General features: G+C 70.6%; 18 protein-coding genes. 7 read left to right on the forward strand and 11 right to left on the reverse strand.

From position 1 onward, the window contains the following. Positions 1-143 precede the first annotated feature (143 nt). The 3 genes from panD to F8S09_RS04160 all read right to left on the reverse strand — a co-directional run bounded on the left by panD (position 144) and on the right by F8S09_RS04160 (position 4,806). Entirely contained in the window at positions 144-506 is a 363-nt protein-coding gene (panD, locus tag F8S09_RS04150; RefSeq protein WP_322618516.1) for an aspartate 1-decarboxylase, read from the reverse strand. 67 nt (positions 507-573) lie between these two features. Beyond that, positions 574-2,121, reverse strand: coding sequence for an Rqc2 family fibronectin-binding protein (locus F8S09_RS04155; RefSeq protein WP_152869149.1), 1,548 nt, complete (start codon positions 2,119-2,121; stop codon positions 574-576). Between the two features lie 144 nt (positions 2,122-2,265). Beyond that, complete coding sequence (locus tag F8S09_RS04160) at positions 2,266-4,806, reverse strand: BamA/OMP85 family outer membrane protein (RefSeq protein WP_152869151.1); 2,541 nt, start codon at positions 4,804-4,806, stop codon at positions 2,266-2,268. 263 nt (positions 4,807-5,069) lie between these two features. On the opposite strand from F8S09_RS04160, the gene F8S09_RS04165 reads away from it, so the two are divergent. The 4 genes from F8S09_RS04165 to F8S09_RS04180 are packed head-to-tail and all read left to right on the forward strand — an operon-like array spanning position 5,070 to position 8,662. Then, on the forward strand, positions 5,070-5,714 hold the full coding sequence (locus tag F8S09_RS04165; RefSeq protein ID WP_152869153.1) for a YggS family pyridoxal phosphate enzyme: 645 nt from the start codon (positions 5,070-5,072) through the stop codon (positions 5,712-5,714). Then, a complete protein-coding gene (locus F8S09_RS04170; protein ID WP_152869155.1) occupies positions 5,711-6,532 on the forward strand; it encodes a DivIVA domain-containing protein in 822 nt (273 codons plus the stop codon). The genes F8S09_RS04165 and F8S09_RS04170 overlap by 4 nt, the downstream gene beginning before the upstream one ends. Before the next feature lie 28 nt (positions 6,533-6,560). Beyond that, positions 6,561-7,823 (forward strand): cytochrome P450, encoded by a 1,263-nt coding sequence (locus F8S09_RS04175; RefSeq protein ID WP_152869157.1) that lies wholly within the window; start codon positions 6,561-6,563, stop codon positions 7,821-7,823. Beyond that, positions 7,820-8,662: an ion transporter gene (locus F8S09_RS04180; protein ID WP_152869159.1), complete on the forward strand. Its 843-nt coding sequence runs from the start codon at positions 7,820-7,822 to the stop codon at positions 8,660-8,662. The genes F8S09_RS04175 and F8S09_RS04180 overlap by 4 nt, the downstream gene beginning before the upstream one ends. Here F8S09_RS04180 and F8S09_RS04185 read toward each other — a convergent pair. Further along, a complete protein-coding gene (locus F8S09_RS04185; RefSeq protein ID WP_227978442.1) occupies positions 8,652-9,323 on the reverse strand; it encodes a tetratricopeptide repeat protein in 672 nt (223 codons plus the stop codon). The two genes, F8S09_RS04180 and F8S09_RS04185, sit on opposite strands and share 11 nt — an antisense overlap. A gap of 45 nt (positions 9,324-9,368) precedes the next feature. Beyond that, the gene (locus tag F8S09_RS04190) at positions 9,369-9,572 is read right to left on the reverse strand and encodes a helix-turn-helix domain-containing protein (protein WP_152869161.1); all 204 of its coding nucleotides are present in this window, start codon (positions 9,570-9,572) and stop codon (positions 9,369-9,371) included. A 232-nt stretch (positions 9,573-9,804) separates the two neighbouring features. Here F8S09_RS04190 and F8S09_RS04195 point away from each other — a divergent pair, with 232 nt between their 5' ends. Next, the gene (locus tag F8S09_RS04195) at positions 9,805-10,575 is read left to right on the forward strand and encodes a DUF554 domain-containing protein (protein WP_152869163.1); all 771 of its coding nucleotides are present in this window, start codon (positions 9,805-9,807) and stop codon (positions 10,573-10,575) included. Between the two features lie 69 nt (positions 10,576-10,644). Here F8S09_RS04195 and F8S09_RS04200 read toward each other — a convergent pair whose 3' ends face one another. From F8S09_RS04200 to F8S09_RS04210, 3 genes are read right to left on the reverse strand one after another with little or no spacing between them, the layout of a single operon-like run. Next, entirely contained in the window at positions 10,645-11,868 is a 1,224-nt protein-coding gene (locus F8S09_RS04200; RefSeq protein WP_152869165.1) for a DUF1648 domain-containing protein, read from the reverse strand. Then, positions 11,849-12,157, reverse strand: coding sequence for an autorepressor SdpR family transcription factor (locus F8S09_RS04205; protein WP_152869167.1), 309 nt, complete (start codon positions 12,155-12,157; stop codon positions 11,849-11,851). Before F8S09_RS04205 ends, F8S09_RS04200 begins: the two co-directional genes overlap by 20 nt. A gap of 24 nt (positions 12,158-12,181) precedes the next feature. Beyond that, a complete protein-coding gene (locus tag F8S09_RS04210; protein ID WP_152869169.1) occupies positions 12,182-13,144 on the reverse strand; it encodes an alpha/beta hydrolase in 963 nt (320 codons plus the stop codon). A gap of 230 nt (positions 13,145-13,374) precedes the next feature. On the opposite strand from F8S09_RS04210, the gene F8S09_RS04215 reads away from it, so the two are divergent. Further along, positions 13,375-14,631, forward strand: a complete 1,257-nt coding sequence (locus tag F8S09_RS04215; protein WP_152869171.1) for a DUF4384 domain-containing protein — start codon at positions 13,375-13,377, stop codon at positions 14,629-14,631. A gap of 248 nt (positions 14,632-14,879) precedes the next feature. Here the strand turns inward: F8S09_RS04215 and nspC are convergent, their stop codons facing one another. After that, positions 14,880-16,100 (reverse strand): carboxynorspermidine decarboxylase, encoded by a 1,221-nt coding sequence (nspC, locus tag F8S09_RS04220; RefSeq protein ID WP_152869173.1) that lies wholly within the window; start codon positions 16,098-16,100, stop codon positions 14,880-14,882. Positions 16,101-16,292: 192 nt separating this feature from the next. On the opposite strand from nspC, the gene F8S09_RS18245 reads away from it, so the two are divergent. Next, the gene (locus tag F8S09_RS18245; RefSeq protein WP_322618517.1) at positions 16,293-16,496 is read left to right on the forward strand and encodes a VOC family protein; all 204 of its coding nucleotides are present in this window, start codon (positions 16,293-16,295) and stop codon (positions 16,494-16,496) included. Between the two features lie 3 nt (positions 16,497-16,499). Here the strand turns inward: F8S09_RS18245 and F8S09_RS04230 are convergent, their stop codons facing one another. Next, complete coding sequence (locus tag F8S09_RS04230) at positions 16,500-17,213, reverse strand: 2-phosphosulfolactate phosphatase (protein WP_152869175.1); 714 nt, start codon at positions 17,211-17,213, stop codon at positions 16,500-16,502. After that, the gene (gene rpe / locus F8S09_RS04235; RefSeq protein WP_322618518.1) at positions 17,210-17,875 is read right to left on the reverse strand and encodes a ribulose-phosphate 3-epimerase; all 666 of its coding nucleotides are present in this window, start codon (positions 17,873-17,875) and stop codon (positions 17,210-17,212) included. Before rpe ends, F8S09_RS04230 begins: the two co-directional genes overlap by 4 nt. Positions 17,876-17,937 lie beyond the last annotated feature (62 nt).

Below are 17,937 nucleotides of genomic sequence, written 5' to 3' on the forward strand. Positions count from 1 at the left end.
TATTTAGACTCGGATTTGTTTTGTTAGATTTCCGTCAGATAAGAAGAGCGGGCCGGTTCTGTTGAAACCCCGGAGAGAGGGCGAAAAGTGGGCGTGGGGGTCGGGGAGATACCCCCAACCCCCCCCATCAGCCTCTGTCCCACTCAGGCTGGTTGCAAGTCCACCGGACGGTTGTGCGCGTCCACGATGACCACGCGGGGGTCGAGGGTCCGGGCCTCTTCCTCGGTAAAGTTGCCGTAGGCCGCGATAATCACGAGGTCGCCGGGCTGCACGAGGTGCGCAGCGGCCCCGTTGATGCCGATCACGCCGCTGCCCCGCGGCCCGCTCAGGGCGTAGGTGCTCAGGCGGTTGCCGTTGGTGACGTTGTAGATATCCACCCGCTCGTTGGGCAGGATGTCGGCCGCATCGAGCAGGTCCTGATCGATGGTCACGCTCCCGACGTAGTCAAGGTCCGCCTGCGTGACGGTCGCGCGGTGAATCTTGGCCCTGAACATGATGCGTTCCACAGCCCGGCATTGTACGGGGTGGAGGCGGCCGGGGACGTGAGGGGGGTCTTGATGTCGGGGAAGCCTTCTACTCCGGCAGCGTGCCGTCCACGAACACCGTCTTTTGATCGGTGTAATGCACCTGCCCCGCCGGAGCCCCCCTGGGCCGCCACACGTGCTTGATGCGGGTGTAGTCCACCGGCACGTTGGAACTGCCCCGCGCCTTGGAGTGAGCCGCCGCCAGCCGCGCCGCGTACAGGATGTCGGGGAGGTCGAGGTCGCGCCCCCCCGAGCGCACCAGGACGTGGCTGCCGGGGTAGCCCTGCGCGTGGAACCAGTGGTCCAGGCTGCGCCCCAGGCGGTGCGTCAGCGTGGCGTTTTCCTTGTTGTTGCGCCCGACGAGCACCTCGAAGCCGCCCGGCGTGGTGAAGCGCATGCCGTAGGGACTCTTCTCCGGGCGCTCCTGCTGGAGGGTGGCCGAGAGGGCCTCCAGTTCCTCCAGGCTGGCCGTGTCGAGCTGCGCGAGGCGGGCGCGGGCTTCCTCCAGCTCGGCCCGCAGACCCGGTTCGCGCTCGGCCAGCCGCTCGTAGACCTCCTCGCGGCGGCGGGCGCGGGCATACCGCTTCTCGGCGTTTTGCACCGCGCCCAGGCTGGGGTCGAGGGCCACCGGAACCTCCCCGCTGCCGTCGAAGGCAGGCAGCAGGGCGGAGGCCGCACCGGGTTCCACCGTGTGGGCGTAGGCCATCAGCAGGTCGGCCTCGGCGCGGTCCTGCGCGGCGGCGTCCAGCCCGGCCTCGGCGCGGGACACGTCCGCGAGCTGGTTGTCCAACAGGGTCACCCGCTTGTCCAGCGGTTCGCGCAGGGCCTTCTGCAGGGCAGCGGCCTTTTCGGCGCGGGCGGCCTCGCGGGCACCCTCCTGCATCACGCCCTCGGAGACGCTGGGATCGGCGACCAGGGACTGCACGGCAGCCAGCACCTGCGGCCAGCGGTCGCCGGGAACCTCACCGGGGGGCAGCCCCGCTCGGCGCCCGAGTTCGGCGCCCAGCAGCGGCCCCAGCCCGTCGAGGCGCTCGCGCCAGCGCCCGATGGGAAGGGTGGCGAGCGAGCGGGCCTCCTCGGCCGTCAGCGTGCGGGGGTCGAGCTTGTCGTAGGGGGGCGGCGGGGTGTACTCGCCCCCCGAGCGCACCGTGCGGAAGCGGTTGCGGCTCCCGGTGATCTCGCGGGCGGCGATCAGGATGCGCCCCGAAAAGCCCTCGCCAGGCTCCAGCACCAGCACGTTGGCGTTGCGCCCGGTCACCTCGAACACCAGCCGGGTGGGAGGCTGGGGCACGAAGCCGTCCTCCCCCGCGAAATGCAGCGCGAACACCCGGTCGAGCTTGAGCTGCTCGGCCGCCGTCAGGTCGCCGCGCACCCGCGCCGCGAGGTAACGCTGAAAGCCGTTGTGCGGCTCGCCGCGCAGCCGCTCGCGCGACAGGAACACGACGGGCTGCGGCGGGCGGTAGCTGAGCACCAGATTCCCCACGCCGTCGAGCAGCAGCGCCGCCGTCGTCTCGTCGGGAAAGGCCCAGCCCAGCGTGCGGGCGGGCAGGTGCGGGGCGAGGTCCCCCAGCACCCGCGCGAGCATCAGCCCTTCCATGCGCGGGCCTCGGGGAGGGGGTGGAGGGAGCGGTTCATCGCGGCATCGTAGCGGGTCGGGAGCGCTCAGGCCGCCGAAGAGGCTGCAAAGGCAGCGGGGCAGGTCCCCGAAGGAGACCCACCCCTGCCCCGCTGCCCCCGCGGCTTAGAAGAAGTTCCCCAGGCGGAAGTAGAACTTGCCGCTGCCGTTCTGGGGGCTGTAGCCGTAGTCGAAGCGCAGGGAGGGCAGCCGCGCCCCACCCAGCCCCAGGTTGAGCTGCACGCCCGCGCCGATGCCGTAGTTGGCCTCGAAGCTCTCGCCGTCGTTCCAGGCGTCGCCCACGTCGGCGAACAGCACCCCGTACACACCCTGGGTAAAGGAGTTGGTGAGGTTGAAGTCGTACCGGTACTCGGCGCTGGCGGTCAGGTAGTTGGTGCCGAACAGGGCGTTGTTTTCCAGACCGCGCAGTTCGCGCGAGGCGTTGGGGCTGCTGCCGCCCACGCTGAAGCCGGCGCCGCTGGGCGCGTTGCCCTGGAGGGTGCCGCCGTTGACGCGCACGGCCACGGCCTGCTGACGGCTCTGGATGCCCAGCCCCTTGTCCAAGGTGCGGCCCAGGCCCAGGTAGGTGCTGGCCCCAACCTCGGCGGTGGTGTAGCCCACCGGACGCTCGCCCTCGGCCCCAAAGGCGTAGGACACTTCACCGGTCGCCCGCACGCCGCTTGACGGGAATTCGGGGTTGTCGCGCGTGTCGTAGACGGTGCTGGCGCTCAGCGAGGTGGTGCGGCTGGTCTCGGGCAGCACGGCCTGCGCCTGCGCGTCGGTCAGGGGCGTCTCGACGGCCGTCTCGTCGTCGTCCTTGAGGGGTTCGAGGAAGTAGGTGCGGTAGCTGTACCCGGCCCCCAGCGACACCCGCAGGTTCTGGGTGATGCTGCGGCCCAGCGAGACGCCGAAGCCGGTGTTGCGGGTGGTGTACTCGCGCCCGGTATCCACGGTGGTGTCGCCGCTGCGGTCCGTGAGAGGCAGGTTCCCCGAGACGTTGCTGTACACCGAGGTGCTGAGACTGGTGCGGTTCTCGCGGAAGTCGAGGAAATCGAGGTCCAGCCACGGAATGGTGTAGGAGACGCTACCGAACAGGTTCTGCCGGGCGTCGTTTTGCTGCGCCCCTGCCCGGACCGACAGGTTCTGACCCAGCCCGAAGAGGTTGGGGTTCTCGTAGGTCACGTCGCCCGCGAAGCCCGTCAGGGTGTCGTATTGCAGCCCCAGCCCCACCGGGATGCCCTGGCTGCTCTCGGCCACGGTCAGGACGTAGGTGATGTTCTCGGGGTTCTGGGGATCGCTGCGGACATCGGTGCCCACGATCTGCACGTACCCCAGGCGGCTGACCCGTGCCAAGCCCGCCCGCAGATCATTCAGGTTGAAGAGCCCGCCCGTCGCGGGCAGCTCGCGCAGGATTACCCGGTCCTGGGTGCGCTTCTGGCCCTGCCACTGAAGTTCGTACCCCGCGAGGCGCACTTCACGGATGTTGAAGGTCAGCACGCCTTCGTTGAAGGTCACCGCGTCACGGGTGCTGATTTCAAACCCGGCGCGGCGGTAGGCGTCGCGCAGCGCGAGGAAGTCCTGCTGGGCGAGCTGGGGCGAGTACACGTCGCCCACCTTGGTCTTGATCGCGGCCGCCAGGGTCGCGGTGGGGACCTGGGTGTTGCCCGTAAAGGCGATGGAGCGCACCGGCCCGCTCGCCACGTCGGCTGCGCCGAAAAACACGGCGACCTGCGCGGGGTTCTGGGGATCGGCCTGCAAGGCGAAGCCCACCGGACGCCCGGTCACGTTCGAGAGCGTCCGCACGTCGGCCCGCAGCCGCTCCAGCGAGAGGGGCTGGCCCACCCGCGTCTGAAGGGTCGTCCCCGCCGGGGGCTGCACGCCGTCGAAGTTGACCGCCGAGGCGCGGCCCTCAATCACCTGCACCCGCAGCACGCCGCCCTCCAGCGTGGTTGCCAGGACGTTCACGCCGCTCTGAACGTACCCGGCCTCGTCGTAGGCCCGCCCCAGGGCCTCGACCGCCCCGTAGAAGGCCTGGGGTGTGAAGCGCTTGGCGTCGTACAGCGGCTTGAAGATCGCGGTGACCCGCTCGGCGGGCAGCAGGGTCACGCCCCCGACCTCCACCCGGCTGATCGGCGCCGTCTCATCGACCACGAAGGTCACGTCCACCGTGCCGTCGGTGTTTACCTTCGTCTGGGCGCTGATGCTGGGGGTGAAGGGAAAGCCTTCGGAGCGGTAGTTCTGCGCCAAGGCTTCTCTGGCCTGCTCGAGGCGGGCGTTGTTCAGGGTGGCGCCGGGGGCCACGTTCAGCAGTTCGGCGATGCTCTGCTTGAAGCCCTCGGCGGGCAGAAAGGTCAGCCCAGTCGCCTCGATCTTGCCGATGGTGGCGTTGGGCACGACGTTGACGACCAGCGTGTCGCGGCCATTCACGGTACGCAGTTCGGCCACGGCGGTGCGGAAGTAGCCGGTGCCCAGCACGTCCTGCTCGACCTGACGCAGGTTCACGCTGGACAGGGACGCGCCGGGCTGGATGCTCAGCGTGGCCTTGACGTAATTGGCGAGCAGTTCGGTCGTGCCGTTAACGACCACGTCCTGCACGGTGGCGGCCTGCTGCGCGGCGGCGGGCGCGGCGAGCACGAGGGTCAGGGCGAGCGTGTGGGAATGTCGCATGGGTCTCCTAGTCTGGCACAGCGTGCCCCGGCACCGCCGCGCAGGCCTTTGCTGCTGGGCGTTCTGGCCGGGGAAGCTGGTGGCTGCCCTACCCTTTCCGCTGCGAGGCTGAGAAGGATGAAGGGGACTTGACGGCGCCTCCACGTCCGGCTCCCGAAGCGGGGACTTGAGCTGGGCGGCGGAAGCGGCCAGAATGCCCGGCGTGACCCACCCACCCAGGGGCCGACCATGAGGTGCCGCTTAAGGCCCTCCGGGAAAAGGCCATGACCGTTCCGGCGGTGCTGGCCGCCATTCGCGCGGCCGAAGCCGAGGCTGGGCGCGAGCCGGGCAGCGTCCGGCTGGTGGCCGTGACCAAGGGACAGGGCCTGGACGCCATTGAGCGCGCCGTGCTGCCCCACGCGGCCCTGCAACCCGGCGGCCTCCCGCTGGGCGAGGGCCGCGCCCAGGAGCTGCGCGACAAGGCGGCCCTGCGCCCTGACCTGGAGTGGCATTTCATCGGGCCACTGCAACTCAACAAGGTCAAGTACATGCGCCCGGTCACCCTGATTCACGCGCTGGAGGAAGCGCGGCAGGCCGAGGCCCTCGCCGACGCCGCGAGCAAGTGGGGCCGCGCCCCCGCCGTGCTGCTTCAGGTCCACAATGGGGAGGCGCAGAAACACGGCGTTGCCCCGGACGACCTGCGCCGGGTCCACGCCGAGGTCGCGGCCACCGGCCTCACGGTGCGCGGCCTGATGGTGATGGCGCCGGACGGTGACCCAGAAGCCGCCCGGCGCGTCTTTACCGACACGGCGCGGCGGGCGCACGACCTCGGCCTTCCGGAACTCAGCATGGGCATGAGCGGCGACTACGACCTCGCCATTCACGCGGGCGCGACCCTGGTGCGCGTCGGAAGGAGCCTTTTTCTATGACGACCTCACCCCTGACCGAACAGACCCCGACCCCCACCGAAGCCCCCCGCCTCAGCGACGCGCTGCTGCCGCACTCGCCCGAGACCCTGAGTCCCCTGGACATCTCCCACCAAACCTTCGGCCGCCGGACCTTCGGGTACGACCGGGGCGCGGTGCGCGGCTTTCTGGACCGGGTCGCGGGCCGCGTGGAGGCGCTGCTGCACGAGCGGCAGGCCCTGCGCGAGCGCCTGGGCAGCCTGGAGCGCGAGCTGGAGGAACGCCGCCAGTCCGAGGACGAGATTCGCCGGGCGGTGGTCGCCGCCGAGCGCATCGGGCACGACCTGCGCGAGAACGCCGCGCGGCAGTGCGAGCTGATGCTCTCGCAGGCGCAGACCGAGTGCGACGCCCTGCGGCAGGCCGCCGAAACCCGCTCCGCCGAGCTGGAAGCGGCGCACGAGGTGCGGGTGGCCGAGCTGGAGGTCAGCTACCGCGACCGCATGGCCGAACTGGAGCGCCAGCACCATGACCTCACCCTGGAACGCGACCGCGCCCACGCCGAGCGCACCACCTATCTGGACCGCGCCTACAGCGAGCGCCACGCCGATCTTAGCGCCCGCCTGAGTGCCGTCCGCACCGAGTACGCGCAGTTCGTGAGCCAGTACCGCGCCCTCATGCAGTCCTTCTCCGAACTCAGTGCCCGGCACCTTCCCGCCGCCGATGACAGCCTCCCGGCGACCGCGCCCGTGACCGTCATTCACGAAACCGCCACCGTGGACGCGGAAGACTCCCGGCCCGGCGAGGGAAACCGCCCGCCGCTGGTCGAGCAGAACTTCGCGTGAGGGTGGGGCCTCGGCGTAGCCTGGGGGCATGTCCCAGCCGCCCGCCGAGGCCCTCCCCGAAGTCACGCTGCCGCTGACCGACCCCGACTTTGTGCGCGACCCCTATCCCTGGCTCTCGGAGGTGCGGGCGGCGACTCCGGCCTTCTATGACCCGGCGCTGGGGCGGGTCTTTCTGACCCGGCACGCCGAGATCGCCGCCACCCTGCGCGACCGCCGCTTCGGGCGCTCGGTGCTGCACCGCTACTCGCGCGACGAGCTGGGCTGGCCGCCGCCCGACCCCGCGCAGGCGACCTTCGACGCCTTCAACACCAACCACCTGCTGGACTCCGAGCCGCCCAAGCACACCCGGCTGCGCTCGCTGGTGGGGCTGGCCTTCACGCCTCGGCGGGTGGAGGCGCTGGGGCCACGCATCGAGGCGTTGCTCTCCCGGCAACTGGCGACCCTGAGCGGGGCGGGCGGCTTTGACCTCGTGTCGGCCTACGCCGAGCCGCTGCCCGTAACGGTCATTGCCGAGCTGTTGGGCGTGCCGGAGTCCGAGCGGCATCAGCTTCGGCCCTGGTCGGCGGCCATCGTGCGGCTGTACGAGCCGACCTACACGCGGGCCGATCAGGAAGAAGCCGAGCGGGCGGTGCGCGACTTCGGGGCGCTGCTGCGCGAGCTGGCGCGGGTGCGGCGGGGGGAGCCGCAGGACGACCTCATCACCGCGCTCGTGCAGGCCGAGCAGGAGGGCGACCGCCTGACCGAGCAGGAACTCATTAACACCTGCATCCTGCTGCTGAACGCCGGGCACGAGGCCAGCGTGAACGGGCTGTCGGCGGGCGTGCTCGCGTTGATGCGGCACCGGGAACAGTGGGAGACGCTGGTGGCCGCTGTCAGGCGGGAAGACAGCCTCCCCCTCTTCCGCATGGCGGTGGAGGAGCTGCTGCGGTATGACACGCCGCTGCCCCTCTTCGAGCGGTACGCGCTGGAGGAGTTGGAGGTCTGCGGCGCGGCCCTGCGCCCCGGCGAGAAGGTGGGGCTGCTGTACGCGAGCGGCAACCGCGACGGGCGGCGCTTTGAGCGTCCCGACACCCTGGACCTGACGCGCGACCCCAACCCGCACCTCACCTTCGGGCTGGGGCTGCACTACTGCCTGGGAGCACCGCTGGCGCGGCTGGAACTGGCCCTGAGCCTGCGGGCGCTGGTGCGGGCGTATCCGGGGCTGCGGCTGGCGAGTCCCGGCGCCGAACCCGAATACGTGGGCGGCTTCGTGATTCGCGGGCTGGCGCGGCTGGACGTGGTGGCGGGATGACCCGGCCCCCCGGCGACCGCCGCGCCGGGTGGCGGGTCGCGCTCGGCAACGTCGTCTTCAACAACGACACTCCGGCGGGGCGGGCCTTTGATCTGGTGCTGATCGTGCTGATCGTCACCAGCATCGGGGTGGTCATGCTCGACAGCGTGCGCCCCTTCCGGGCGGCGTATGGCCCCGCTCTCAAGCAGGTCGAGTGGGTCCTCACGCTGCTGTTCTCGCTGGAGTACCTGCTGCGGCTGGTCACGGCGCGGCATCCCTGGAATTACGCCCGCTCGTTTTTCGGGCTGGTGGACCTGCTCTCCATCCTGCCGGGGTACCTCGCGCTGTTCGTGCCCGGCGCCGAGACCCTGCTGATCGTGCGGGTGCTGCGGCTGCTGCGCATCTTCCGCATTCTCAAACTGGCCCGCTACCTCTCGGAGGCCAGCGTGCTCACCGAGGCGATCCGGGCGAGCGCCGCCAAGATCACGGTGTTTCTGGTGACGGTACTGACGCTGGTCACCATCATCGGGGCGCTGATGTACCTGATCGAGGGACCGGCGAACGGCTTTACCAGCATTCCCACCAGCATCTACTGGGCCATCGTCACGCTGACCACCGTGGGCTACGGCGACATCGCGCCCAAGACGCCGCTGGGCAAGGGGCTGGCCTCGCTCGCCATGATCCTGGGCTACGGGATTCTGGCGGTGCCGACCGGCATCGTGACCGTGAGCCTCGCCCGCGCCCAGGGAACGCAAGACCGGCGCCTGACCCCCCGCGTGTGCCCCCGCTGCGGCCTGGAGGGGCACGACCCCGATGCCCGGTTCTGCAAGCGGTGTGGGGAGGAGCTGCCTAGCGCCTGAAGGGATGCCACCAGCCGGGCGCCAGCTCTCCCGCCTGCGCCTCGGCCTCCTCTGACCGACCCAGCGCGAGGAGGGCGAGGACGCGGGCGGGGCTGCGGGGGGCGGCGCGGTCCAAGGCTTTCCCGGCGGTGCGCTCCGCTTTCGGCCCGGCCCCCAAAGCCCGCTGCGCGTGGGCAAGAACGGCGAGGAGGTGCGCGTCGGCCTCCTGGCCGGTCAACTCGGCGATCTTCAGTCCCTCGGCGAGAGTCCGCAGGCTGAGGCGGGGGTCGGTAGGGAGGGACAGCTCTCCCAGCAGGGTTGCGGCGGCGGTCAGCGCCCCGGCGTCTCCCTCCTGCCGAGCAAGGAGGCGGGCGTGGGTGGCAAGGGCTTCGGCCTCCAGTTCCCCAGCTAACGATGCGGCGCGGGCACGCAGCAGGGCGGGGCGGGCGGTGTCAGGCAGGGGGGCGAGTTCACGCCGAGCCTCCTCCACCTCGCCCAGACGCAGATGGGCCGCCGCGCGGGTCAACGGTTCATGGCCCCAGGCCAGCGCGAGTCGGGGCCGTCCATGCTGGAGCGCGAGGGCAGCGGCCCGTTCAGCGGAGGTTTCTGGGGACGATTTCAGGAGGCGCCGGGCCTCGGCCTCACCCTGGTTCAGTGCGGCGGCGAGGGAAGCGGCATCCATACCGGGCCAGGATACGGCCCTCTGGGAGGTAGAGCAGCGAACGGCTCAGGCGCTCAGCGCCATATCCAGCCCCAGGAAACGCCACAGGGAACGTCGGGGCACGCGCAGGCCCTCGGGGTGCTCGACGGCACCGAGGCGGCCGTCGCGGATCCAGCGGCGGACGGTGCGTTCATGGGTGCCGGTGTAGTCGGCAACCTCGCGGACCTTCAGGAGCTTGGGCATCGTCTGGAACTGTTCGGCAAGCGTCAAGGCAAACCTCCCTAAAACACGCGGGGCCGCCCGCAGGCAGCCCCAAGACGTTCAAGTTGATGCGCGGCAAGCCGGGCGCCGGGCACTCCTCCACCGGGGAGGCGGGGCACAGGCACGGGCAGGACGCGCAGGCTGTTCAAGGTGCCCGGAGCGTACCACGCCCCCTGTCAGCGTGCGGTCAATTGTGAAGACGACCTCAGGCCCCGCCCTCACCGCGCTACGCTGCACGCCGATGAGCCTGCTGAGCCAACTGTCCGGCACCCTGATCAACGTCGGCGCTGTCCTCGCCGGGACCCTAGTCGGCCTGCTGCTGGGCGGCCGATTGCCCGAGCGCACCCAGCGCACCCTGCTGCAAACGCTGTCGCTGGTCACCCTCTTTATCGCGCTGGACATGGCGGGCGAGCTGAACCGGGTGTCAGGTGGGCCGATTCCGGGGGTGATTCTCGCGCTGATCAGCCTGGCGGGGGGCGCGGTGATCGGGGAAGCGCTGGGCATCGAGGAGGGGCTGACCCGGCTGGGGGAAACCTTGAAACGGCGTTTCCGGGGTGGGGGCCGCTTTACGGAGGGCTTCGTCGCGGCCAGCCTGCTGTTTTGCATCGGGCCGATGACGGTCGTGGGCGGACTGCAAAATGGGCTGACGGGCGACAACGCCACCTATGTCCTCAAAAGCACGCTGGACGGTATCGCGGCGCTGGCGCTGGCGGGGGCGTATGGGATCGGCGTGGGCTTCAGCGCCCTGACGGTCCTCGCGCTGCAAGGCGGGATCAGCCTCGCGGCGGGGGCCTTCGCCGCCGGGCTGCTGGGGGGCGCGGACCCGGAGGTCCTGAAGACCAACCCCTACGTCCTGCTGATCACGGGGATGGGTGGGCTGATCATCGTGGGCATCTCGTGGAACCTGATGCTGGCGGGCCTGGGCTGGGAAGACCGCCGGGTGAGGGTCGGGAGCCTGCTGCCCGCGCTGGTGCTGGGGCCGCTGGTGCTGTGGGGGACGGGGCTGCTGTAGGCGGCATCACCCCCTCGCTGGAGGGATCAGGAGAAGCCCGCTCCGGACAGAGAGCGGGGGGAAGGGGCATCAGGACTCAGACTCCGGCTTCCTTTGCGGCCACCCCGTGTTCATCGGCACGCCGAAGACGAACATCGGGGCCAGGAACATCATTCCGCCGAAGACGAGGAGCAGGCCGCCGACCGCCTCGGCCCCGCGCGGCGGCAGGAACAGCAGCAAGGGAACCAGGGCCAGCGCGAGCCCGCCGCAGACCCACGCTGCCCGCACCCGCCGCTTCCCATCCGGGCCGGGGAGGGCGAAGGCGAGGGCCAGGACCACGAGCATCAGGGCGTGGGCGGCTCCCAGCGTGACGTGCATGCTGCCCGTACTTCCCAGGGCAAGCGGAGCCACGAACGCGCCGCCCAGCGCCGCCATCACCAGCGTGACGTGCCGCTGGGCCGGGGTCGCGCTGCCAAAACGGGAGGAGGCCCACAGCAGTGCCGTCAGCCCCAGCCCTATAAGCGGGAGGGTCAGCAGTTCCAGCGGCGAGCCGAAGCGGTCGGCCTCGCCCGCCGCGTTGAAGTGCAGAGGCACCTGCTCGGGCAGGGAAGGCAGCAGGATAAGGAGCGCAGCGAGCGAGAGCAGCGGCAAGCCCACCGCCACCCCCAGCAGCACCCGCTCGGAGGCGGAGTAGGCCGGGAGGTGCTGCCGCGCCCCCGCCACCGCTGGCCGCCGTTCGGAGTCGGCGAGGTATTCGCGGTAGGACAGGCGGTGCAGACCTACCACAACGGGCAGAAGAAGCACCACCAATCCGACCGGAATGACCCACGGCACCAGCAGCGCCGCCGGAGTCAGGGCCGCGAACGCCGCGTAGACCAGCCCCACGGTGACCAGCGCCCGCGCCGCTTCCCGCTGGGTGGCGTACCACGCCCGCTCGGACAGCAGCGTCCAGCGGGTGCGGAAGCCGAACCACAGCCCCGGCCGGGCGCGGGCGGTCGCGTTTCCAGTGACTACCAGGCCTAGCCCGACGGCGACCGTCAGCGCCCGCATCAGGTCCCACCCGAAGGCAAGTGCGGCCGCCGCGACCCCCGCTTGCAGCACCAGTGCCTGCGCGGTGGCGTCCGCGACCGGGCGGTGCTCGCGCTCCAGGCCGCCGAGCAGCGCGACCAGCCCGCCCAGGGCCAGCGACGAGACGCTCAGCGGCAGCAGGATCGGCCGCTCGCTCCCCGGCAGGCGCGTCCAGGCCAACGCTAGGAGCGCCAGCGCGACCACAGCCCCCGCCACCAACAGGGGATCAACCCGGCTTTTGCTCATGGTCTGTCTCCTTTCCCGCCGGGCCGAACAGGTCCAGCAGGTCGGCCACCACCTCCTGAAAGACGGTCGTGTTCAGACGGTAGATGACCTGCGTGCCGCGCTTCTCGGTCCAGACCAGATCGGCGGCCTTGAGGACCGCGAAGTGGCCGCTGAGGGTGCTTTTGGTCACCGGAAAGAGCCGGGCCAGCTCGCCCGCCGTGCGCTCCCCACCGCGCAACTCGCGCAGGATGGCGCGGCGGGTGGGATCAGCCAGGGCACGGAAGACCTCGTCCACGCGACTCAGGGGCATGGTGCCCTTCCCTCCCCCGGCCCGCTACCGCAGCGCCCCACGCAGGAACTCCACCACGGCCGTCACCACGCCGCGCTCCAGCGGCAGCTCGGCGTCCCCGTAACGGGCGAGGTTGCCCGCCGGGTCCAGTGGCGCGGGCACGAGGACGTGGTTCACCCCACGGGCAAGGTGCGTCCGGGCGGCAGGCTGCGCAGCGGCCAGCAGACGGGCGTCCTCCGGGCGCACCTGAAGGTCGCGGTCCCCCTGCACGATCAGGGTGGGGAGGTTCCGCGAGGCGATCAGGCGCTGCGGGTCGTAGCGCAGGCTGCTGATCAGGTACGGCTGCACGCTAGGGCGGAAGACGGAGGCCAGCACGGGCGAAACCTCCGCCACGCGCTCGCCCCGGCCTAAGGCGTCCAGAATGCGGTTCGTCTCCTCCACCAGCGCGGGCGGGTTGGCCGGATTTTGCCCGATCTGTCGGCGAATGGTGGTGCCGATGTCCTCGCCGGGGGCGGAGAGCAGGACGACAGCCCGCGCCGGGGTCTGCCCCTGCACGGCCGCCAGCGCCACCGTCCCCCCCTCGCTGTGCCCGATCACCGCGACCGGGCCGAGGTCGGGCTGCTGGCTCAGCCACGTCAGCCACGCCCGCGCGTCGTTCACGTAGTCCTCGAAGGTCAGCGCCTCCTCACGCGGGTCGGCGGGCGTGCTCGCCCCAATGCCCCGCTTGTCGGGCCGCAGGGTGGCGATGCCCCGCGCAGCGAGGTTCGCGGCCAGCTTGCGGTAGGTGCCCCCCGGCCCCGACAGCGGGTTGTCCCCGTTGCGGTCGGTGGGGCCGCTCCCCGCCAGGATCAGCGCGACGGGCGGCCGGGCGTGCTGCGGGCCGTCCGGGGTCTGGAGGGTGGCGGCCAGCCGGGCGCCCGGCACCTCCAGCGTCACCTCGCGGCTGGCGGCCAGGGCGGGGACAGAGAGCAGAGCAGCGGTCAGGGGCAGCAGTCGGGCGAGTCGCATGGGAACCTCCAGGGCTTGAGGGGGCATATTCGTTTATTCGCCAAGTACCGAACTAAGGGTAGCACGTCAGCCACCCGTCAGGCCCGCCTCATGGGAGCCGCAGGGAAGGAGGCTGGCTTGACTGGACCTTCAGAAATCCCTGCGGCGGCTTTCCATATCAGTGCCTCGTCAGCTTCGGCCCCTACGCTGCGCCGCATCGAAGTTCAAGTTCGTCCCTGGAGGTTTCACCCATGCGCCATTCCCTGACTGCTGCCCTGACCCTCTCCGCCCTGCTGGGGACGGCGGGCGCCGCCGAACCCCGCCTCAGCGCCCAGAGCATCATCGTCAACCCCTCGCAGCCCAGCCTGGACGTGCAGGTGTGGGTCAACAAGGACGCCAGCGGCACCCGCAACCCGGTCTACCGCCGGGGCGAGCGCATCACCATCGGCGTCAAGACCAACCGTGACGCCTACGTCTACCTGTTCAACGTGAATGCGAACGGGCAGATTGACCTCTTCTTCCCGAATGCCTACGAGGAGAACAACTTCGTCCGGGCGAACACCAACCGCACCTTTCCCGGTCGCAACGCCAGCTACACGCTGACGGTGGGCGGACCGAACGGGCAAGACCGCCTGCTGGCGCTGGCGAGCACGCAGCCGCTGAACCTGAACGACGTGGCCCGCTTCGTGGAGGGCGAGGGCTTCGCGCAGGTGCAGGTGCGCGGGCAGGACAACCTCGCGCGGGCGCTGAGCATCGTGGTGAGGCCCCTTCCCGCCAACAGTTGGGTGACCGACGTGGTGACCTTTCGGGTGGGGAACGCGGCGCAGGGAGGCGCGACGGGCACGGTGACCGAGACCCCCGTCCAGCCCGCTCCGGCCCCCGTTCAACCCGTACCCACGCCGCCCGTTTCCGTCCAGCCCATGCCCTCCCAGCCCGTGACACAGATTCAACCCGGCGAGAAGCGCGACGGCTCCTTTGACACGGCGATGGTGGAGGCGTATGCCCGCCTCAAGGGGCCGGAGTCGCTGGGCCAGGCAACGACCTACGCCGTGCCCTGGGGCGACGGGCTGTGGCAGAAGTTCCGGGGCGTGGCGGCCTACGGCGACGCCGTGCTGCTGCACGCGAACGGCTCCAGCCGCGCCTACGCGGTGCATGGGCGCATTCTGGAGCGTTACCTCGCCCTCGCGCAGGCCGAGAACGGCGGCACCCGTCCGCCCTCACGCCTGGGCTGGGCGGCGGCCGATGAGAAGGTCATTCCGCGCAACCCCTACGGCACGACTGGGCTGTACGGCTACTTCCAGAACGGGGCGCTGTACTCCAGCGAGAAATACGGCACCTTCTGGCTGCAAGGGGCCATCCTGAAGACCTACCAGGGGCTGGGCGGCTCGGGGTCGTTCCTGGGCTTCCCCACCCGTGACCAGTACCTGCTCAGCGGCGCCTGGGCCGCAGACTTTGAGGGCGGCACCCTCCGCACCGTGAACGGCGTGGTCAAGGTGTACCGCAAGTAATCCCACCCCGCGCCGGGGGTGACTGGTCTCACCCGCCCCATCCCCGGCTGCTTTTCTCCCGCGTCCCCCGCCAGACCAGTGCGGCGGGCCGGGTCCGAATAGGCCGCACGGCCAGGGGCGGTGAGCCCCGTTCCCTTGCCCGCGCACGTTCCGAAGCCCCCCCATTCAGAAGGACCGTCTCAGCGGGAATCCAGCAGGCGAACGCGCCCCCGACCGGAAGTGGTGGGGGCGCTCGCCTTTCCGCCTGCTCAGCTCAGCTTGGCCTTGAACTCCTCGTAGCCGAAGGTCTTGACCCGCTCGTAGCGCCCGTCCGCATGCAGGATGCCAATATCGGGGTGCTTGACGCCATTGAAGAAGGTTGTCTTGACCATCGTGTAGTGAATCATGTCGTCAAAGACCACCCGGTCGCCGACCAACAGGGGCCGGTCAAAGACGTACTCGCCCACCACGTCCCCGGCGAGGCAGGTCGTGCCGCCGATCAGGTAGGGGTGGCCGCCCCCCGTCTCGGTGGCCTCGCGGTGCTCGTCCTGCGGGGGGTCGCCCGCGCCCAGGATGCGGGGGCGGTAGGGCATCTCCAGCACGTCGGGCATGTGGGCGCTGACCGAGATGTCCAGCAGGGCAATGTCCTTGACGTTGTGCACCACGTCGAGCACGCTGCTCACCAGCCAGCCCGTCTGCCACCCGAAGGCGGAGCCGGGTTCGAGGATCACGTGGACGCCCCACCTCTCGCGGAACTGGCGCACCACCCGGATCAGGCGGTCTATGTCGTAGCCCTCACGGGTCATCAGGTGACCGCCCCCGAAGTTGACCCATTTCATTCGGGGCAGGAACTCGCCGAAGTTGCGCTCGACGACCTCCAGCGTGCGCTCCAGCGTGTCGGAGTCCTTTTCGCAGAGCGTGTGGAAGTGCAGGCCGTCGATGCCCTCCAGCAGGTCCTCGCGGAACTCGCGGCGGGTCACCCCCAGGCGCGAGAACGGCCCGGCGGGGTTGTAGAGGTCGGTCTCCACCTCGGCGTATTCGGGGTTGACCCGGATGCCGACGTGAAGCTGCTTGCCCGCCGCCCGCGCCGCCTCGACCTGCGGGCGAAAGCGCTCCCACTGGGAAAAGGAGTTGAAGACGAGGTGGTCGGCCAGTTCCAGAATGCGGGGGAAATCCTCGTCGGAGTAGGCGGGGGCGTAGACGTGGACCTCGCCCTGCATCTCCTCGCTCGCCAGGATCGCCTCGTTCAGGCTGCTGGCGGTCGCCCCGGTGATGCCGTACTCGCGCAGCAGCCCGAAGGTGCTCCACATGGCAAAGCCCTTGAAGGCGACGATGATCTGGGCGCCGCTCTCCCGCTGCACGTGCGAGATCAGCGAGACGTTACGCCGCAGCCGCGTCTCGTCGAGGACGAAGGTAGGGCTAGGAATCGCCGCCCAGTCCACCGACTCGGTCGGCGTCACGGCGGGAAGCTGGAGGTCGGTCACGGTCATGGGGAACAGGGTAGCGGGCCGGAGCCGACCAGAAGGCTAGACTGCACCCCATGCTGCGGATTGGCTCGGTGGTCTGGGGCGTGCGGGACCTTCCCCGCGCCCTGCTCTTCTGGACCCAGGCGCTGGACTACCGCCCCCGCGACGAACCGGACGACGACTGGAGAGTGTTGGTGCCCCGCGAAGGCTCAGGGGGTGCAGCTCGCCCTGAAACGGGTCACCTCACCCCAGGCGAGGCGGCATCACCTTGACCTGTACGCGACCGACGCGGCGGCGGAGGTGGAGCGCCTGCTGGGGCTGGGGGCCGTGCGGGTGGAGTGGCAATACGAGGCGGACGCGGATTATGTCGTCCTGGCCGACCCGGACGGCAACCGCTTCTGCGTCGTGCAGAAGGGCTGAACCCTAGCCCGCCACGAACCGCAGCACGTCGCCCACTTCGCCCGCCGGGTCCAGCACCGGAACCACCGTGCTCACACTGACCTGCGCGGCATAGCGCACGTCTTCCTCCAGCCCGATGCCCCCCAGATAGACGCCGTGCCCGCTTCCCGCCAGCACTTCCGCTGGATTGCCGGAGCTGCGGCGCACCGTCAGGGCGATGCGGGCGCCGTCGTCGGTGGTGAAGTCGCCCATCGCCAGCAGGTACTCGGCGAGCACGCCAGCGGCGTACACGTCCTCCAGACCCACCCGTCCGTCGGTGCCCGCGCACACGATGGCGATTTCCTCGGTTGCCAGGGCGCGGGCGCGGCGGGCGGCGGCGTGGGCGTTGGTCAGCGCTGCGAGGAGGACGTGCTTGCCGCTGGCGGCGGCGATATGGGCGGCGGCGGTGCCGTTGGTGGTGTTCATCACGACCGACTGGCCCGCGAAGGTCTGGGTGGCCGCCTCCGCCGGGCTGTTGCCGAGGTCAAAGCCGGGGATGGGCCAACCGCCGCGCTCACCTGCCAGCACGATCCCCTCTCCCCGCTGCGCGAGCGCGACCTCCGGGGTGGCCGTGAGCAGCAGCGCCTCCGCCCCACGCTCCAGATAGGTCACGGCGGTGGTGGTCGCCCGCAGCACGTCCACGACGAGCACCACGTCGGAGTAGGCGCCGTGGGGCAGCAGGTCGGCACGCAGCCTCAAGCGAGGGCCTCCCGCAACCGCGCCACTCCCGCCGCCGCCCCGTCCGGCCCGAACACGCTGCTGCCCGCGACCAGGCAGGTCGCCCCGGCGTCGGCCAGCAGGCGGGCATTGGCGGGCGTGACGCCGCCGTCGACCTGAAGCTCGGCGTCGCTGCCCAGCTCGTCCAGCCAGCCGCGCAGGGTGCGGACGCGCTCCACGCTTGCCGGAATGAACTTCTGGCCGCCGAAGCCGGGATTCACGCTCATGACCAGCACGAGATCCACGTCGGCCAGCACCGGGCGCGCGGCCTCCAGCGGGGTGCCGGGGTTGAGGGTCACCCCCGCCCGCTTGCCCAGCTCGCGGATCGCCCCCACAGCGCGGTGGATATGCCGGGTGGCCTCCACGTGGACGGTGATGCCGTCGGCCCCGGCATCCGCGAAGTCGCGCAGGTAGCGCTCGGGCTGCTCAATCATCAGGTGCACGTCCATAAAGAGGGAGGATGCCCGCCGCGCCGCCGCCAGGATCGGAACCCCGAAGGAGATGTTGGGCACGAAGCGCCCGTCCATCACGTCCACGTGCGCCCAGTCGGCGTCCGCGATGGCCTGCAACTCCTCGCCCAGGCGGGTGAAGTCGCAGGACAGGAGGCTGGGGGCGAGCTTGACGGGGCGGGCGGGAACGGTCACCCGGCCATGCTAACGGTTCTCATGGTGGGACAGGCTGGGTCGGGCGGCCTGCCCTCCGGCCC

The organism is Deinococcus terrestris, from assembly GCF_009377345.1.
Lineage (GTDB): Bacteria > Deinococcota > Deinococci > Deinococcales > Deinococcaceae > Deinococcus > Deinococcus terrestris.

Bases quoted from the DNA above. Each gene is read 5' to 3' on its own strand.
- F8S09_RS04155 (WP_152869149.1), bottom strand. From the start codon at position 2,121: ATGGAAGGGCTGATGCTCGCGCGGGTGCTGGGGGACCTCGCCCCGCAC.
- F8S09_RS04160 (WP_152869151.1), bottom strand. From the start codon at position 4,806: ATGCGACATTCCCACACGCTCGCCCTGACCCTCGTGCTCGCCGCGCCC.
- F8S09_RS04165 (WP_152869153.1), top strand. From the start codon at position 5,070: ATGACCGTTCCGGCGGTGCTGGCCGCCATTCGCGCGGCCGAAGCCGAG.
- F8S09_RS04170 (WP_152869155.1), top strand. From the start codon at position 5,711: ATGACGACCTCACCCCTGACCGAACAGACCCCGACCCCCACCGAAGCC.
- F8S09_RS04175 (WP_152869157.1), top strand. From the start codon at position 6,561: ATGTCCCAGCCGCCCGCCGAGGCCCTCCCCGAAGTCACGCTGCCGCTG.
- F8S09_RS04180 (WP_152869159.1), top strand. From the start codon at position 7,820: ATGACCCGGCCCCCCGGCGACCGCCGCGCCGGGTGGCGGGTCGCGCTC.
- F8S09_RS04185 (WP_227978442.1), bottom strand. From the start codon at position 9,323: ATGGATGCCGCTTCCCTCGCCGCCGCACTGAACCAGGGTGAGGCCGAG.
- F8S09_RS04195 (WP_152869163.1), top strand. From the start codon at position 9,805: ATGAGCCTGCTGAGCCAACTGTCCGGCACCCTGATCAACGTCGGCGCT.
- F8S09_RS04200 (WP_152869165.1), bottom strand. From the start codon at position 11,868: ATGAGCAAAAGCCGGGTTGATCCCCTGTTGGTGGCGGGGGCTGTGGTC.
- F8S09_RS04205 (WP_152869167.1), bottom strand. From the start codon at position 12,157: ATGCCCCTGAGTCGCGTGGACGAGGTCTTCCGTGCCCTGGCTGATCCC.
- F8S09_RS04210 (WP_152869169.1), bottom strand. From the start codon at position 13,144: ATGCGACTCGCCCGACTGCTGCCCCTGACCGCTGCTCTGCTCTCTGTC.
- F8S09_RS04215 (WP_152869171.1), top strand. From the start codon at position 13,375: ATGCGCCATTCCCTGACTGCTGCCCTGACCCTCTCCGCCCTGCTGGGG.
- nspC (WP_152869173.1), bottom strand. From the start codon at position 16,100: ATGACCGTGACCGACCTCCAGCTTCCCGCCGTGACGCCGACCGAGTCG.